Source organism: Clostridium estertheticum, from assembly GCF_011065935.2.
GTDB classification, from domain to species: domain Bacteria; phylum Bacillota; class Clostridia; order Clostridiales; family Clostridiaceae; genus Clostridium_AD; species Clostridium_AD estertheticum_A.
Genome location: NZ_JAAMNH020000001.1, coordinates 2,760,479 through 2,778,733, shown reverse-complemented (window position 1 = coordinate 2,778,733; position 18,255 = coordinate 2,760,479). Strand labels below are relative to the sequence as shown.

Annotated in this window: 18 protein-coding genes and 1 other annotated feature; of the genes, 2 read left to right on the top strand and 16 right to left on the bottom strand. The window is 29.1% G+C overall.

Features of this window, described 5'->3' with window-relative positions; all coding sequences use genetic code 11:
• Window positions 1–30: 30 nt before the first annotated feature.
• The 8 genes from G9F72_RS13040 to G9F72_RS13010 all read right to left on the bottom strand — a co-directional run bounded on the left by G9F72_RS13040 (window position 31) and on the right by G9F72_RS13010 (window position 6,728).
• Window positions 31–1,026, bottom strand: a complete 996-nt coding sequence (locus G9F72_RS13040; RefSeq protein WP_164958705.1) for a S66 peptidase family protein — start codon at window positions 1,024–1,026, stop codon at window positions 31–33.
• A gap of 52 nt (window positions 1,027–1,078) precedes the next feature.
• Window positions 1,079–1,338: a binding site (T-box leader), on the bottom strand.
• 69 nt (window positions 1,339–1,407) lie between these two features.
• Entirely contained in the window at window positions 1,408–1,872 is a 465-nt protein-coding gene (locus tag G9F72_RS13035; RefSeq protein WP_164958706.1) for a hypothetical protein, read from the bottom strand.
• Window positions 1,873–2,333: 461 nt separating this feature from the next.
• Window positions 2,334–2,486 (bottom strand): hypothetical protein, encoded by a 153-nt coding sequence (locus tag G9F72_RS13030; protein ID WP_164958707.1) that lies wholly within the window; start codon window positions 2,484–2,486, stop codon window positions 2,334–2,336.
• 15 nt (window positions 2,487–2,501) lie between these two features.
• Window positions 2,502–3,959, bottom strand: a complete 1,458-nt coding sequence (locus tag G9F72_RS13025) for a hypothetical protein (protein WP_164958708.1) — start codon at window positions 3,957–3,959, stop codon at window positions 2,502–2,504.
• A gap of 474 nt (window positions 3,960–4,433) precedes the next feature.
• Window positions 4,434–4,559 (bottom strand): hypothetical protein, encoded by a 126-nt coding sequence (locus tag G9F72_RS27100; protein ID WP_263486909.1) that lies wholly within the window; start codon window positions 4,557–4,559, stop codon window positions 4,434–4,436.
• A 51-nt stretch (window positions 4,560–4,610) separates the two neighbouring features.
• Window positions 4,611–4,778, bottom strand: coding sequence for a hypothetical protein (locus G9F72_RS13020; protein WP_224676115.1), 168 nt, complete (start codon window positions 4,776–4,778; stop codon window positions 4,611–4,613).
• A gap of 29 nt (window positions 4,779–4,807) precedes the next feature.
• Entirely contained in the window at window positions 4,808–6,328 is a 1,521-nt protein-coding gene (locus G9F72_RS13015) for a hypothetical protein (RefSeq protein ID WP_164958709.1), read from the bottom strand.
• Between the two features lie 196 nt (window positions 6,329–6,524).
• The gene (locus tag G9F72_RS13010; protein ID WP_164958710.1) at window positions 6,525–6,728 is read right to left on the bottom strand and encodes a hypothetical protein; all 204 of its coding nucleotides are present in this window, start codon (window positions 6,726–6,728) and stop codon (window positions 6,525–6,527) included.
• 310 nt (window positions 6,729–7,038) lie between these two features.
• Here G9F72_RS13010 and G9F72_RS13005 point away from each other — a divergent pair, with 310 nt between their 5' ends.
• The gene (locus G9F72_RS13005) at window positions 7,039–7,221 is read left to right on the top strand and encodes a hypothetical protein (RefSeq protein WP_164958711.1); all 183 of its coding nucleotides are present in this window, start codon (window positions 7,039–7,041) and stop codon (window positions 7,219–7,221) included.
• 39 nt (window positions 7,222–7,260) lie between these two features.
• Here G9F72_RS13005 and G9F72_RS13000 read toward each other — a convergent pair whose 3' ends face one another.
• The 7 genes from G9F72_RS13000 to G9F72_RS12970 form a co-directional block, all read right to left on the bottom strand.
• A complete protein-coding gene (locus tag G9F72_RS13000) occupies window positions 7,261–8,490 on the bottom strand; it encodes an alpha/beta hydrolase-fold protein (protein ID WP_164958712.1) in 1,230 nt (409 codons plus the stop codon).
• Between the two features lie 174 nt (window positions 8,491–8,664).
• Window positions 8,665–8,943: a CD3324 family protein gene (locus G9F72_RS12995; protein ID WP_164958713.1), complete on the bottom strand. Its 279-nt coding sequence runs from the start codon at window positions 8,941–8,943 to the stop codon at window positions 8,665–8,667.
• Between the two features lie 407 nt (window positions 8,944–9,350).
• Window positions 9,351–10,844: an O-antigen ligase family protein gene (locus G9F72_RS12990; RefSeq protein WP_164958714.1), complete on the bottom strand. Its 1,494-nt coding sequence runs from the start codon at window positions 10,842–10,844 to the stop codon at window positions 9,351–9,353.
• A gap of 422 nt (window positions 10,845–11,266) precedes the next feature.
• Window positions 11,267–12,388 (bottom strand): DegT/DnrJ/EryC1/StrS family aminotransferase, encoded by a 1,122-nt coding sequence (locus G9F72_RS12985; protein WP_164958715.1) that lies wholly within the window; start codon window positions 12,386–12,388, stop codon window positions 11,267–11,269.
• A 33-nt stretch (window positions 12,389–12,421) separates the two neighbouring features.
• On the bottom strand, window positions 12,422–13,600 hold the full coding sequence (locus G9F72_RS12980; protein ID WP_187356093.1) for a DegT/DnrJ/EryC1/StrS family aminotransferase: 1,179 nt from the start codon (window positions 13,598–13,600) through the stop codon (window positions 12,422–12,424).
• 128 nt (window positions 13,601–13,728) lie between these two features.
• Window positions 13,729–14,931: a MerR family transcriptional regulator gene (locus G9F72_RS12975; protein WP_164958717.1), complete on the bottom strand. Its 1,203-nt coding sequence runs from the start codon at window positions 14,929–14,931 to the stop codon at window positions 13,729–13,731.
• Window positions 14,932–15,130: 199 nt separating this feature from the next.
• Window positions 15,131–16,015 carry an AraC family transcriptional regulator gene (locus tag G9F72_RS12970; protein ID WP_164958718.1) on the bottom strand — a complete coding sequence of 295 codons (885 nt, stop codon included), beginning with the start codon at window positions 16,013–16,015 and terminating at the stop codon, window positions 15,131–15,133.
• Between the two features lie 202 nt (window positions 16,016–16,217).
• Here G9F72_RS12970 and G9F72_RS12965 point away from each other — a divergent pair, with 202 nt between their 5' ends.
• Entirely contained in the window at window positions 16,218–17,693 is a 1,476-nt protein-coding gene (locus tag G9F72_RS12965; RefSeq protein WP_164958719.1) for a UDP-N-acetylmuramoyl-L-alanyl-D-glutamate--2,6-diaminopimelate ligase, read from the top strand.
• Window positions 17,694–17,795: 102 nt separating this feature from the next.
• Here the strand turns inward: G9F72_RS12965 and G9F72_RS12960 are convergent, their stop codons facing one another.
• Window positions 17,796–18,242 (bottom strand): DMT family transporter, encoded by a 447-nt coding sequence (locus tag G9F72_RS12960; protein WP_164958720.1) that lies wholly within the window; start codon window positions 18,240–18,242, stop codon window positions 17,796–17,798.
• Window positions 18,243–18,255 lie beyond the last annotated feature (13 nt).

The window sequence follows — 18,255 nt, the reverse complement described above, 5'->3', positions numbered from 1 at the left end:
TCTATTTATCTAAGTATTTAAATATCATTTTTACCATTCACCAATAATAGTTACTTTTTTATTTGTGGCATCAAGCTCTATTTCACATCCTATGGGTAAAGTTATCATGGGGTGTGTGTGGCAACAATCAAAATCTGCAATAAATGGTATTTTTCTATCACCTAATACTTCTAAAAGAATTTCATATGGTTTTCTACCCGTTTTCAATTCATCAAATAATTCATGCTTACCAAGAATTATTCCAGATATTTTATCAAAAATACCGTTTACTTCTAAAAAGGAAAAACTTCTTTCTATTGTTGCTGCATCTTTTAATGAATCCTCTATAAAAAGTATATCCCCATCTTCTATTGCTGGCATATATTCACTACCCCATATACCTTGTATTGTATTTAAATTACCGCCAATTACTCTCCCCTTGACAGTACCCTCATAAACCGTAATCCATTGGTTTTCTATTTTTTCTTTACTTCTATCTTGTGTTTCCCAATTAATACATTCATCTGTCCAATACTCAGGAATCTCTAAAGCATAAGGAAATTTTATTTCATCTACAGTAATTTCTTTAAAATAGTTATAAGTCCAATCAACAAAAGGAGACAATTCTCCAAAGGATGCTACCAGTGCAGGTCCGTAATAAGTATTTATTCCTGTTTTTGCATATATGCCAAGTAAAATTGCAGTAACATCTGAATATCCTATTATTATTTTAGGATTTCTTTTAAATGCTTCATAATCTATATATGGAAGAATTGAATTTGAATTCATACCTCCTATAGTAGCCATAATGCATTTTATATCTGCATTTCTAATTAGACTGTTTAATTCATCTGCCCTTTCTTTAATATTTCCTGCTCTATAACAATCACATTTTCCCGTTAATTTTCCTTCAACTATTTTAAACCCCTTGTTTTCTAAATACTTTTTTGATCTTTCAAATCTTTTAGGACAAGTGTAAGTTATAGGTGATGATGGTGAAAATACACCAATCAAATCTCCTTTTTTTAATTTCATTATGCTATCCATTACAATTCCTCCTCTTATAATTTCATTCAATACAAAAAAACCTTTCATCCTACTATAGGACGAAAGGTTTAACTTCCGTGGTACCACCTAAATTATTATAAAAATAATCACTCACTGTGCAGTACGGAACAATATTCGATACTGCTCACTTATAACGGTGTGATACCGTCCCCACCTACTTGCTTTTTAGAGCATTGCTTTCAGCTGGATACTCCGAGATGTTTTTCGGTTAAGGTTTCCATACCAATCTCACACCATCATTGGCTCGCTATAACTTCTTCCAAAACTTACTCTTCTCTTCATAGTATTTATAAATTTTCCATTTGTTACATTATATTGGTTGCTATTATTATTGTCAATAAGAAATTTCATATATAAACTTTAAAAAAGTTCCATTTGATCAACGGCTACTTCTTCTTCTAATTTAAATCTTGAAGCAACAATAGTTTCTATATATTCTTCGCCTTTTATATGCTTTGATTTTAAATATTTCAACCCACTTTTAAGCTTTGATGGTATTAAATCCAGCACATATATATTGTCAAATCTATTTAATACAGATTCTCCTCCGAGTCCAGACAAACAAATAAGCTGCGTGTTACTTTTCTTAGCTATATCCATAAGAGGTTTTAATAAGTGCTCTGCATTAGTTTGAGCAAATGGATTATCCATTATGAGAACTTTTCCATCTTCATTGCTTGCAAATATATCTGTTTCGTCGCGTCTCATGTATGATAGCAGGCTTGACAATATTACAAAGGCTGAAAGGAAGCCTTCTCCCCCTGAATTTAGTGCAATTTCGTTCCAACATAATTGAATTTGTCTATCCTCTTCTATTTTATACAATTTAACCTCTATATTGCTTATAGATACAACTTCATTGTAAAGATCACGGGTATTAATACTCTTAGATATTAAGTCTTCTATATTTTCATTGCTTTGAAGTCTTTCAAGGGCTTTTATAGTAAGAGTTTCTAAAAAATCATTAACTCTTAATCTATAAAGTTCACTGTTTGACTCCCACTCTGGAAGCTTTATACTTACATCTTTACATATTTATCTTTTATTTTTATTGAGGAGTTTAAGTTTTCTATTACAATATCTGGCTTATCTATACTTCTTTCAATAGTTTCTAAGGACTTTTTAAAGAAATCATCATTTAAAAATAATGGTTTTCTTGATACTCTATTTATTTCATTACTTAATGCAAGACTTTTCTTTGCGTCTTCATCTAATGACTGTCTATAATCACGCCTAAGCTCTCCGCTATATTTGTTAAGCCCTTGAATTTCAACATCTATTATAAGCTATTGAGTTATAACGAAATCCTTAAACTCTTCTAAATTAGATAAATTGTTTTCAAGTTTTTCTATAGTGTTTACTGATAATAATTTTCCCTTTTTAACTTCTTCTAATTGGTGACTTTTCTCAAAGGTTCTTTTATTAAAATCTCTATCCAATATTTCTTCTCTTGCTTACGGAGTTTCTTTATTAAAATCATCTCTTATTCTTTTATAAAGATTTTCTATATTGGTATCAACTTTTGCAATAGCTATTTGTAACTCATTTATGTTATTATTGATTTTAGCTATAGCACCTTTAAGATTCTTTAACTGGCCTTTTATTTCTTCTTCTTTAAATCTATCATAGGTTGCTTCCCTATATTGAATTTCATTTAAACAATATTCACTACCTTTAGCTATTAAATCTTCTTCTTTTAGCCTAAATCTTTCATTTGCATCTTTGAGGCTATCTTCTAAAAGCTGAATATCTGTGGAAATTTCCTTAGTTAAGCTATCATATCTAGCTTCTAAGTCTTCTATATCCTTTTGCAAAATTTCGCCTTGATTATATTGATTGTACTTATTGAAATTATCATTAATTTTTTTAAGCTTTCCATTTAGATCTCTAAATCCATCTTTTAGATTTGACAATGAGGTTTCTAAGCCCATTTTATTCTTTTCTTTAGTGTTTTTATCACTAGCAAGCTGCGTTATATTTTCAGAAAGATCATCTAGCTTTTTCTTATCAAAAGTATATTTTTCATAGCTTTTTAGAAGTGAATTAAAATCTTCTATTTCCCTTTTTAGATTCTGTAATTCATTTTCTTCTGTTCTTATTATTTTGTTTGTTTTTTCTATAGTTTTATTAATATCTACTATGGTATCGCGAATAATATTAAACCTGTTTTCCTTTGATATTAATTCTTCTTCCTTTAAAATCAAATGTTTTTCTAAGTTCTCGTAAGTTTCTTTATCTAATACAGAAAATTGAACTTCACTTCTATTTCTTTCATAAAACTCAATATCACTTACTTTTCGGACTAAAGCCTCCTTTAATGAAGTTATTTCACCTTGTTTTTCACACAATAATTTCTTTAGCTCTTCTTCATTTATAAGCCCATTGTTAAAGGATACATAAAATGTGATATCCTCTAGGTTGCATAAACTATTAACTTTTCCACTAGATTTATTAGTTAAGCTCTCCCTTTTCACTATAGGAATAGGATAGGAGGTAAACACTCCTAGCTCTTCCTTTTGAAGCTTTATTAAATCCTCTGGATCCATAATTAGGGAATAGGGTAGAAATGGATTATCCTCTATGAATTTTATATTTTCCACTTCACTGTAATTATTTTTCTTAAGCCAATCCATACCATATATTATATTTATATCTCGCAAGCGAAGCTTTTCTTCCATGTCCCTTGGAATCTCTAGTGTTCTTCCTGTTTGAAGTTTTTTCTCATCTTGTTGCAACTTATTTAATTTAATAATAAATTTATTTTCTTCTTCTTTTAAAATTCTAATTTTACTATTAAACTCATTTATTATATATTCTTTATCAAAAAGCTTGCTCTCATCTACATCTATATATCTTATAATATTCTTTCTATTTTCTATTTCTTTAAGTAGCTTGTTTTTCTCATTTTTCATATTGGATATTTCATTATTGATATTACTTATTTCTTTTGAAATATCATCTTTTTCTCTTTCTCGAGCCTTAACCTCAATAGATTTATCTTCATATAACTTTTTGCTCTTAGTAATTATTTCCTCTTTTTTAGTTGAACTTTCAGGATAAGTTAAGATTTTTCAGTATCCTTTTTCCACCTTCTCTGTTAAGGAACTTTTCTCTTTCCCAAATTTGAAAACTTCTTTCATTAGCTGCTACTTGTGTATTAAGTAAATTTAACCTTTTATCAAGAAATTTACTCAAAGAAAGAATAAATTTCCTGTCTTCTTTATATTTATCAATATTTTTCAAGTAATAGGTTTTATCTAACTGAATGTTAATACCATAGGATAACTCCTGTGTATACTTAGTATTATCTTCATTCTCTCCTACAATGGTATATCTATTATATAAAGCTGGCTTCTTACCATTTAACTTGCTGCTTTTTATAGGTATTATTGCTTCATTATTAATAAATTTGTTACTACATTTACCAGTTCTATATAATCTTTTATATTAAGATATTGTTGTATTTCATCAATATCTATTCTTTTTTTATTTAGATTTTTTAAATCCTTCATTGATATCCCTCCCGCGCATATATACGTTCAAAAGCTTTTTAACTTGTACATTTATAAATCTAACTCACTTATAATTATAATGCTATTTTCATCTAATTGTAAATTAATTTCATGCAAAAAACCTTTCATCCTACTATAGGACGAAAGGTCTAACTTTTTTGGTATCACTTGAATTATTCTTGCATTCATTGAAACTTTTTCTAAATAACCTGTTTTCACAAATGCTATAGGTAATCTTTCATATATACTTAAGGATTTACAACTTCAACATTAACAAGTTTAATTCCATCTTGTTGTATATCCCATGTTCCTTGTACATATCCAAGGGTTTCAGCATTGCTTGTTCCAATTACTCTTTGAGAACTTATTAGTTGATATTTACCATCAACAGCTTTAACTTCAACATTACTTAATGGATTTCTCATGCCAGAAGCGTTTTCCATAAGTTTCCCATCACTATTGTATACATTTAAATTTATATAAGCATCTTTCGTACTACTTATGTCTAATGAATATGTTTTATTACTATCTTTAACATTAACATCAACTTTAAAACCATCTTTAAATTGAACATCATATTCTAAACCATAGCTAAACTTCTCTGTGTCAAATAAATTAATTACTTTATTATCTTTTAGTGATATTAAGCTATAGGATTTCATACCACCACTCCCGCCACTTGGTATGCTAATAAGTAATTCCTCAGCTTTATCATTGTTTAAATCAGCTACAAACAATGTTGGCGTATATCCAGAATTGTTTTTGCTAACAGGGACTTGCTTAACCTTATTAGTTTTAGAATCATAAACATCAATACTTATATTCTCTACATATAAACCTGATAAACTAAGGTCAGAGGTTCCTGTTAAGCTAATAAACTCTTTTATTCCATCGCCATTAACATCGGCCTCAGTTTGAGTAAAAATATGTTTTATACTTACTTTATCAACATCTAGTTTTATATTTTTGCCATCCCATTTCCACCGTGATTGTAAATATCCAAGTGTATCCGCATTACATGTTCCCACTATGCGTTGAGAAGCAATTAACTCATATGTTCCATTTTTATCTGTGTCTATTGGGGTTAGTTCACCCAATCCTCCCATCCATGGCTCAATATTTTCTTTCAATTTACCATCTTTATCATATATATTCGAGTCTATATATTGAACCTTATTAGCTGATAAATCAATTTCAAAAGTTTTATTTAATTTCTTACTACTTAAACTTACCATAAAGTTATCTTCAAATTTACCTATTAGGTCTATTTCACCGTCATTTTTTTTGCTATCCCAAAGCACACTTAGGTTATTTCCCTTAAGCTTAATAATGGAATAGTCGGTAAATCCACCACTTCCACCAGTTGGCATTTTTATGAATATATCAGGTTTTTTATCCCCATTAAAATCGCCTAAAAATATTGTAGGCTGATATCCAGCACTGTCTTTTCCTAAGGATGATTTAATAAATTTTTTAGTTTTTCCATTTTGAACTATTATATTTAAGTTCTCAAAATATATATCAGCCTTATTTGTTTTTGTTCCTGTTAAAATTACATTGTCTTTTATATTATCACCAGTTATATCAACATATTTATAATCTGAAACATAAGTGTTTTTACTTAATTTTAGTTCAGGTATTGATATAGGTGAACCTATTTTATAGTTTGCCAGTTTAGATGTTGTAATACCTTGGGCACTTATTGTAGTTCCTGCAATAATCAGTGAGCTTAAAAGTATAGTTGATAGCGTATAAAATTTATTTATCATAATTATTCCTCCATTTAAACTAATTGTTTTATATACTAATAGTATCTCATTTACTTATTGAAATAGTTAAAATTTAGAGAATATTTGGTTACAAAATAGCTACAACTTATAGTCACACAAAAACAATAAGAGGATACCTTATTGGCATCCTCTTTTTTGTTTTTAAATTTCACCCCATTATTTTTCCAATTGACTATTATTCTTTTTCAGAACCCTTTTTCCCATAAAGTTTATGTAATATTAAATCATATTGCCCTAGCTTATCTGCTAACATATGCCAATTCTTATGTTCAGCATTTGACACATTCACTTGATTGGTTTCAATGTTTTTAACCCTAACACTGATGTCTTTAATATCCTTTTGCATTTGTATTAACATTTCTTTTATTTCAATATCCATAATTATCTCCTTCTCATTCTATATATTATATTTAAACCTATTATACATTATTTTTATACATCTTACATGATTTAAGAACACCCTTTTTAAACTATTTCGAGATGCCTATATCACTTACCCCTTTATATCATATACTATACATAATATATATAATTTTTAGGGGGTATTTATTATATTCAAAACAATAAATTTAAGTCACCCCAGAAAAGCCTTAGTAGATAGCATTAATAATGCTATCTTTGAAGCAAAACTAAAAGATATTAAAATTAACGCATACCCAGCCATAATAGGTTTTATAACGAGCAGTATATTGTTAAACCAAGATCAAGTATATGCAAAAGATGCTTCACAGCAAGGTACAGAAGTTATTAAATTTATATCTAATCTAGGCCCACCAACATTACTTACCTCAGTAGAAATTTACAAGGTAAGAGCTTATATAAAAATGTACATTGTAAATTTAAAATTAATTACAAGAAAAAATGGCAAGTAATAAAACTTGTCATTTTTATATATTTATTATCTTATTGTACTATTTTATTCCGATAAGAGAAATTAATCCATATGCCAATGTTTCTCCCCATGATAAATAATCATGAGCGCCATTAAACAATTGAAAATCAACATGGTAGCCTTTAGATATTAATGTATCTCTTAAATTTATATTCGTATCAATAATTTTATACTTAGTTTCTAAAACTCCCATATCTAAATAAAATTTAAGAGGCAGCTTATTTATTTCCTTAAACTTAGTACTCATCCAGCAATCCTCATTAGGTGCAAAGTCTTCTGAATTGTACCAATAATAGCCTGATTGAGAAAGAACATTGCCAAAAACTTCTGGATAGTTTAATCCTAAATAAGCTGCTGTCAAACCTCCTAAACTAAGCCCACAAATTACGGCTTCTTCTGGATTGCTAGAAATATTATAATTTTGCTTAACCCATGGAATTAATTCTTTTATAATAATTTCACAGAAAGAATCATTACACTTTAATTCTTTTCCCCTTGTTTCTGTTGAATCAATAAATATTGCAACTATAGGAGGTATTCTTTTAGAAGCTATAAGATTATTCAAAGTTTCTATGGCAGAAAGAACAGAAATGTAGTCATCACCATCATTGAAAACCATAAATCCATATGGTTTTTCTTCCTTATCATATTCATAAGGTGTGTAAACTCTAACTCTGCGCTTGTCCTCTAAGTTTTTACTTTCAAATTTATATTCTTTTACATTGCCTCTTGGTACATCTTCTATTTTTTTAGCCCAAATATCTTCTGGTGACTTTGGCATTATTACATAAGAACTTTTATCATCCTCTTCTCCATTTCCCCCTTTAAAAATTAATACTTTTTTACTAAACCTATCATATATAACTCTATTACAAAATCTGTCATTCCAATCATTATCCAATGGATCGTTTGGTGAAAAATAGTAGACAAACCGCATATTATTTTTCACTTCATAAGTGATGTACCATAGGTCTGTTTCCATTATTCTTTGCATTTGAAAATTTTTATAATTATCTTTAAATCTATCTAATCCTATATCAGGCACAAACAAAACACTTTTACATTCTTTATCCCCTTCGTATATAAAAGTAACTAAATTGTTTTTAGTATCATTTTCTAACTCTTCTATTATTGGAGTACCCTTCTGTTCAATATCACATAAAAATTCTTCTATCACCCTATCCCCATACTGTTTAATTTTCTCCTCTAATTGAAGGATAATCCTACTTTTCAATAAAGATTTTTTCATATTAATCTTTCCCCCCTTGTTTTCATTACACATATTATATCCTTTACATCCTGCTAACCAAAGCCCATAAACAGTTCTATATTAAACTTAAGCATATAATATAAAGAAAGAGCGTTATCTCAATGATAAAACCCTTTCCTATAATCACATTTTTCTTATGGCACAATAATATTATTATGCGCATAATACCTTTTCTTGACTTACTATTCTTCTTATACTTTTTTCTGAAAGATAATACTGATTAGCTAGTTCTATAACACTAGATCCCTCAATGTGCTTATTAAAAATTTCGACATTTCTATGTTTAAGGCTCTTTCTTGTTCCGTTTTTCTCGCCCCAAGCTTTTTCATTTCCATTTTTTCTAGGGATATATAAGTATTCACCATCTACATATTCTTGTATTATTTTTACTATCTCCTCTGGCAACACATTTTGTGCTTTAGAATATCTCATTTCCTTGCCCCTCCTCATATTTCAATACTTGGAAAAAAGCAAAGACTACATAGGCACTTTTAAATGCCTTAATGTGTTAGCTATGTCTATATTTTATTTAGTTTCCTGAATTTTATTTAGCTTAATTCATATTGTTTTTAAATTAAGCTCCAAGCAAAACATAACTTTATTTTAGTAGTCTTTGCTTGGAGCATTTGCACTCGATTTATAAAATGTATGAAACATATAGAGACTCATAATAGCACCCCCCTTATAAGAACGGATTTTATATTCTTTTTACATTTTAACATATTTGGTTTTTATTGTTAATTATTGAAAAAGTTCTTTGGACTCCGCTTCCACCATAGGTGGAAAAAAATACAATATCGATAATATATTATTACTCACTTTAACACCTCAATTTAATTTTAGTTATTTGAAATAGTTTCTTCTTTCATTATTATTAATAAAATAGTCAATAAACTAATTAATACAAATGCTGGAACCACACTTATAGGATGCTTTGATGTGATAAATGCCTGACCTGTAATATTACCATATGCCATAAGTGAAACCATGCCTATAAATGTAGGAAATATGAATCTTTTATTGTATTTTTTCTTTTTAGTAAATCCGTATATTAGAGCTTTGAATAAGGTAATCCACCATGAACAGAAGAATACTATAGCAAAAGGTACTCCAAACTCTACCGCAACATTTAAAAATATATTATGAGCATCAATATATGCTTTATGCAGTTCCGGTGTATATACTTGAAAATAATACTTGAAATTAGCTGGACCTACTCCAATATAAGTATGATCTTCTATCATTCTATATGCCGCTGACCAAATAGGTTTTCTATTACCAGCCTGCTCACTTAATTTATAAAAGAATCCATTATCACTTGCTAGAGCACCTTCAATTTTAGGTACTCCAACATTTACAATGGATTCAGTTATTTCTGCCATTTCACCTCTTTGGAGTACATTAAAAGTACTACATCCTAGTATTACTAGGGATACTATTAAATATTTTTTATAATTTTTATGATCTATTATAATAATAGCTACAAAGGCTATACCTAATACGCCCAAGAAACCTCTAGATCTTTGAGTACATAAATTAACAATGTCAACTAGCAACAGTAACTTGTATATAAAATTATACTTACCTGAAACTTCTTTGTTAACAGCATATATTAGTATAAATGGAAGTACCATCAAAGTATATCCTAGCATAAAATTACTGCCTAATACCCCATACAGGTGAGTATTTTCCCCACTTAATATTAGACTATATAAGGCTATAAAAGTATCTGGTATTCCCGATATTGTAACTCCTATACATAAAAATAAAATAATCTTTTTATAAAAATCATATTCCTTTATTTCTAAACATATTAATATTAAACTATAAAGAAGCATAAATATGACTCCAATAAATGTTAATCTAAATGCTTCAAATTTATAAGCACTTAGCAATGATGAAATTAGGGCAATAGCACACAGGAAAAAATATACTATGGTAACTACTCTATATTTACTTTTTATACTAACCTTTTTAAAATTTAATTTTTCCTTTCTTATACCAATTATTAAAAATATAAAAAATATAAAATACATTGTAGCACCAATACTATTTTGATTCAATCTATTTAATAAGTATAACTGCATAGGCAGTATTGGTATGGAAATATTATATATGAGTATGGCAGTTTTTGAATCCTTTAGCATTAAAACTAATGAACTAATTATAAATATTGTTGTGAAAAAACTAGCTGCAAATATAAAATAGTTGGTTTTTCCTATATGCAAATAAATACCTAATTGACAAACTAAATATGCTACTAAAATTAATATTTTATATTTTAATAAGTATTCGATATATTCTTTTGACCCATTTTTAATTAATAAATTCATTTCTTACCCCCTGTTATTCCTCTGATGTACTGAACAATTATGAATTATTCATTTTTCACTTTATATAAGTTTGACTTAAAAACATTTTATTTAAATTTATTAGTTCAAATATTATCTGTATAATCTCTAAATTCTTTTACTATATTTAAGGAGCTTACCCTATGGAGTTCTTTATGCAATAATTCCATTATACTTACATAAACCCCTAATATCAACCTAATTATCCAAGTTTCGGATTTCAATATATAAATATTCTTAATTATATGTTATTCAAAACAAAAGGAACATTACCTAATTAGTCGAACTAATTAGGTAATGTTCCTTTTGTTTATGTAATAAAAATCCCGTAAGCAGCCCAGGACGCATAACAATTAATAATTGTTATGTATCCAAGAGACATACTAAGGCACTCTGGGATTCCATTATTTTTTATAGAATTTCTTAATAGTTTCGCAAACAAATTCTACTTCTTCAACAGTTATCTCTGGATATATAGGAAGTGCAATGATATTATCTGCAGTTCTTTCAGCTATTGGGAAATCACCTTTTTTGTAGCCTAAATATTCAAAGCATTTTTGAAGGTGAAGTGGTATTGGATAATAAATGCTAGTTCCTATTTGATTTGCTTTTAAGTATTCTGAAAGCTCATCTCTTTTTTGTGCCAATACATTAAATACATAATAAACTGGTTTTTGATTTGCACTAATTTTAGGAATTTTAATATATTCACAATCTTGTAATCTGTCTATATATAATTTTGCAATCTGATCTCTTTTTTGAATTGCCTGATTTATATATTTCATCTTCACTTGTAATATAGCAGCTTGAATTGAATCCAATCTTGAATTATAACCAATAAAATCATAATGATACTTCCTAGACGCTCCGTGAACTCTGTACATCTTAGTAATACGTGCTAAGCTTTCATCATTAGTTACAATCATACCTGCATCGCCATATGCGCCTAGAGTCTTTGTAGGGAAGAATGAGAATACACCAAAGTCTCCTATAGTTCCTGCATGTTTGTATTCTGATCCATTACCTTTGAATCTCATACCAAATGATTCTGCAGAGTCTTCTAAAACCCTTAGATTATTTCTATTAGATATATCCATAATCTTATCCATATCACCCATTTGTGAAAATAAATGAATTGGAATAATTCCAGCAGTATTTGTTGTTATTTTTTCTTCTATTTTATTGGCATCTATGCTAAAAGTTTCTTCATCAATATCTACAAATACAGGCTTTGCTCTATGCTTTGCAATGCAAGATGTAGAAGCGAGGAAAGTAAAGGGTGAAGTTATTACTTCTTTTCCATCTTTAAAACCTAGTATATCAGCAGCCATTACTAGACCATCTGTACCGGATGCAACACCAATTGCATATTTAGCTCCAGTAAATTCTTGAACTGCACTTTCAAAGGCAGTTACTTCTTTGCCAAGCATTGATATTCCTCTTCCCATAACTCCTAGAACAGCATTATCAAATTCCGCTTTTTTTTCATTATATTCTCTTGTAGATGTATAAAATTTAACTTCCATTGTTTAACCTCCGATTTAATATAAAAATATTTATTATTTAGCAATTATCTCTTCTGCACATCTTATTACTTCTTTAATTACATATGCTGCATCCTCTAATTTAAGTGTTGAGTATACTGGAAGTGTAATTTCATTTGCATACTGATTGTATGCATTTGGGTAATCCTCTATAGAATATCCAAGATTTTTATAAAGTGTAAACATTGGTAAAGGGGTAAAATGAACATTAGTAGCTATGCCTAAATCTGCAACCTTTTGTATTAATTCATCCCTTTGCATCTCAGTAAATCCTTTTAATCTTAGTGGGTACAGATGATAAGAAGTCTCACTATTTTCATCTTTAGTAAAAGGAATTATTGCCCAAGGTTTAGTGCCAAGAGCTTTTGTATATATATCAAAAATAGCTCTTCTTTTTGTAAGCATTCCTTCATATCTTCCAATTTGTGCAAGACCTATAGCTGCATTAATATCCGTCATATTACATTTAAATCCATCTGTAATAATATCATATTTCCAAGCTCCCGCTTTCATCTTAGACAATGCATCCTTTGACTGTCCATGAAGAGAATTAATTTTAAGCTCTTTCTTTAAATCTTCCTTGCCCTTAAAATTATTATCATTAAAGGTAATTGCTCCACCTTCAGCTGTAATTAAATTTTTAACCGCATGGAAGGAGTAAACATGAAAATCAGCCTGTGTTCCAACTTTGTTTCCTTTGTAAGTTGCTCCGAAGGAATGAGCTGAGTCTGATATAAATATAATATCTTCTCTGTTTTTTTCCTTAAGCACTGCTTTTATAGCATCATAATCTACAGGAACCCCTGCAAAATCCACAGTGATTATTGCTTTTGTTTTAGGTGTAATTGCCATACCCATTTTTTGCTCATCTATTAAAAAACTACCTTCTTTAACGTCTACAAAAGTTGGTTTAATTCCTCTATGAACTATTACACTTGCTGTAGCTGTATAGGTATAAGGGGTTGTAATAACTTCGTCACCCTCTGAAATGTTATAAACCTTTAATATAAGCTCTAAACCCGCAGTTGCACTTGATAGTGCTACTGCATTATTAGCGTCACAATATTTCGCAATTTTATCTTCAAATTCCATAGTCTTAGGTCCCGTTGTAATCCAACCTGAATCTAAAACCTCCATTACAAGCCTTTTCTCTTCCTCTGTTATGTCTGGTGGTGAAAAAGGAATATTCTTAATTTTCATATATATCCTACCTTTCAAATTAGATTTTATTTTTGTGTTAAACTATTTATATTTTATTTTTTACTTAAATCTTATAAATAAACTACAACAACTAAAAAATATAGAGTAAATGAAATTTGAACTTATAGACTCTTTTGTGCCTTAAAAAAGCCTGTATCCTTTGTTATGTAAATTCCACCTTCTGTATCAATTTTATCTTTTAAATATTTGTTAAGCTCTTGAAGCCTTTCACTATTAAAACTTTCACGTACATTCCCTGGCATTGAAAACATATAATCAATAATAGATGCTTTCTCTGTTACAATTAAATTATCCTCATATCTTTTCATTTCTATGTTATCAAACCATTTTTTTAACTTTTCAGCGCCGTTTTCTAACTTAAACCTTGAAGTAATATCTGAGCTTTTAATATCCATTGTTTCTGATTTAAACTTAGACATAATATCTCTAATTTCCATCATATGATTTTGTCCAACTGTTGAAGAATAAAAATATCCACCGGGCTTTAATACTCTATGTATTTCTGACAGTGCTTTTTGAATGTTGTCCACATGATAAAGCATATGATTTGCTATAACAACGTCAAAGCTACCCTCATCATAAGGTATATCCTCTGCGTCTATAATTTGAAACTTAAAATTCTCTGATTTTTTACCTAAGTTTATCTTAGCATCACTTAACATTCCTCTTGAAAAATCACTTAATGTAATATCTAAGTCACTGGGGATTCTATCTTTATTTTTCTCCCATAAATTGGCATCTCCGCATCCAAGCTCAAGAATGCTACACTTCTCTGGTAGATTTAATCCATCAAAATACCATCTCATCCATCCATATTTGTTTACACTAAACATCTCATGAATGTTTATTCTGGCTCTTAAATTTGATGCATTTTCATATTGTTCAATTAGCCTTTTGTCCGAATTAATTACATTTATAATATTGGTAAACTTATCCCAACTTACATTCTGCTTATTCTCCATGTCAATGGCTTCTTCAATAGCCTTAATTACCATGAAAGTATGTGCAGCTCTTTGTTTCATGATTTTCTTTTGTATTTCCAAGGATTTTACGAAATTTTCATCAGTGACATCATTTTCAGTTATTTTCTTAATTTCATGGAGAGAAAATCCAATGAATTTCAAGGTTAAAATTTGTTGAAGCCTTGCAAAGTCTTGATTACTATACAATCTGTGCCCTGCCGCGCTATAGGAACTAGGCTTCATTAAACTAATTTTATCATAATATCTAAGAGTTCTTAAGGTAACACCTGCTTTTTCTGCAAATTCACCAATTGTGAAAAACTGTGATTCATTATTTTTCAATGTCATCACCCCTTATGGAACTTAGATGGTAAATATGTTATGATTTATCCTTCTATAGGTATATTAACACATTACGTTACGTCATGTGCAATAGTTTTTTTAAAAATTTTTAAGAATTCTTTATAATAACCATATATGTTATTTGATTTTGAAAGACGACAAATTAAAATTATCGCTCTTCATCGTAAAACTTAATAGTTTATTGCAATAACTTTTCAATCTCTTTTAATTCCTTGTAATGCTTTTTTGGAGATAATCCGAACATCTTTTTAAACGCTCTAAAAAAACTAGAATAATCCTCAAATCCACATTCAGCGCATGCCTGCATTATTGATTTGCCTTGCTTTATCAACAAATTGGCCATAATTAATCTTTTTTGAAGTATATAATTATGAATAGTATATCCCGTTTGCTTTTTGAATTTATGCATAAGATAATATTTACTCATATAAAACCAGCTGGCAAGATTATCAATAGATAATTCTTCACTAATATTTTTATTTATATAATCCAAAATATCACCGATATTCTCATCATATTCAATCCCACTTATTCCACTATTGTTTTCCATGCCCATATACAATCTATTTAAAGAAACTAATAGTTGTAAAATTAATGAATTTTTTAATATACAACTTCCAAATTCACTGCTTTTGCACTCCTCCTCAAGGTTAAATAATATATGTTTTATGTTAACGAGTAATTCACTGTTAAGTCTAAGCATATTAAACTTCCTTTTTACAGCCAATTCAAAACTAGCTAGTAAATTACAATCATCAGAATTATGCTTCTCTAAAAACCTAGAATTTACCCAAATAACTATACGTTCGTAAGGTATAGAATAATCTATTATAGGCTTATGCACCTCACTACTACTTACAAAAAGTATATCCCAAGGCTTCAGTTTATAAGCCTTACCCTCTATTAGATAAGTAGCATTACCTGATATAAAAATTATTATTTTATTAAAGTCATGGTGATGAAATCCAAACTCAATGTTCCTCTGATCTTTTAAATTGAATAATTGAAAATCTTCATTTAAGTAACCTCTTTTACTATTAGGTGCATCCCTTTCGATTTTCATAATATCCTCCTAGTACTTCTCTTTTGAAAATAACAATTAGTAATTGTTCAGTCATTAGAGGTCATTAATACGAGCCTTTTATATGATAATTTAATAGTAGAGCACTTTTTGCAATGTTTCAAGCATTTTTAGCAATAAACATAGTAAAAATTTTCAATATAATAAGTATATAGATATAATTTTGTGAAACGGAGGACTAACTATGAAAATGAAAGATCTCTTAAAAGGAATTCACTATGAGGTAATTCAAGGCACGGATGAAATAAATGTCCCTAATATTTCATGGGATTCAAGAAGCTTAAAACCTAACTCATTGTTCATTTGTGTTAAAAATAAAAATATAGATAGACATGATTATGCACATGAGGCAATTAATGTTGGTGCTACAGCGTTGTTAATAGAACATAAAATTGAAAATATACCTAATAGTGTTAATGTAATAAAAGTTAAAAATACAAAGTTAGCTATGGCTATTATTGCAAGTCGCTTTTATGATGAGCCTTCGAAAAAACTGAATCTTATTGGGATTACTGGAACTAATGGAAAAACAACTGTAACTTTCTTTATAACAAAAATATTAGAATGCATTGGACGTAAGGTTGGTATTATTAGTACTATTGAAAACCGCATCGGAAATACTCCATTAATAACAGCAAAATTAAATCCCACAACTCCTGATTCCATTGAACTTCAATCCTCCTTTGCTGAAATGATAGAAAACAATGTTACAGATGCTGTTATGGAAGTAACTTCTATAGCTCTAGAACAGCACAGAACTTATATGTGTGATTTTGATATAGGTATATTTACTAATTTAACGCAAGATCATTTAGATGATCATGGCACAATGGAAAATTATAAAAATGCAAAAATGAAATTATTTAAAATGTGTAGATTTGGAATTATTAATGCTGATGATCCAGTATCACAAGATATAATCCAAAATTCCACTTGTGAAATTATCACCTATGGCATTAATACCGCTGCTGATTTTATGGCAAAAGATATTAAGTATTCACAAGAAGGGGTATCGTTCACCTTAAACTTTTGTGATAATCATAAAAAAGTTAAACTTAATGTCCCAGGTGAATTCAATGTTTATAATGCCTTGAGTGCTATTGCATCTTGTTATTTTTTAGGATTTCCGTTACATATAATTATTGCTGCATTAACAAATATTAATGGAGTTAAAGGAAGGTTTGAAGTAGTCCCAAATGATAATGGATATCTGGTCATTGTAGATTATGCACACACTCCAGATAGTCTTAAAAATATTTTAACGACGTTTGGGGATGTGAAAGAGCAAGTTCAAAGTAACCTCATTGTTGTATTCGGATGTGGCGGTGAAAGAGATAGGACAAAGCGGCCTATCATGGGCGAAGTAGCAGGTAACTTTGCAGACTACTGTGTTCTTACCTGCGATAACCCTAGAAAGGAAGATCCTATTAGAATAATTGAAGAGATTGAAGAAGGAATAGAAAGAACTTCATGCCCCTATGAAAAAATAGAGGATAGAAAAGTTGCAATTCATACTGCACTTAAAAAAGCTAATCCTTCCGATGTAGTTATTATTGCTGGAAAAGGACATGAAAACTATCAGATATTAAAAGACAAAGTTATACACTTTGATGATGTAGAAGTGGTAATGGAGTATTTCTCTCTTCATTCTTTATATTAAAATAATTTAAATTTAATTATGAAGGTGAAAGCATGTAGGATGCTAAACAATTAATAATTGTTTAGAATCCTACATGCCGAATCTTCTTTGAATATTTAAAATTTATTGTACATTTAATTCTTTCTTATCAACATTAGAATTATATAATAATCCTAAAAGAATTAATAATCCACCAATAATTTTACCATTTGAAATAAAACCCACTCTGAAATAATCAATGAGTATCCCTGTAAATAGTTGGCCTATAAATATAAGCAAAGTGGTATATATTGTAGGAATTTTAGGAAGTACAATATTAGAACTTGAGACAACCACTACTCCAAGTAGCCCACCTAAAAAAGCCCACCATGGTATTTTAGCAAAACTACTATAAGGAAGGCTTAAAGAACTTTTTACTATAAGCATAAGTAATATAGTAGTAGTTAATCCTACAATATAATTTATAAGGGTTCCTTGAAGTGTCCCTATTTTTTTAGCTAGATGTGAATTTATAATCATGGATATTATAGTAATACAGCCACAAAAAACCGCTAAAATTATATATAACATATTTTCACCCCCC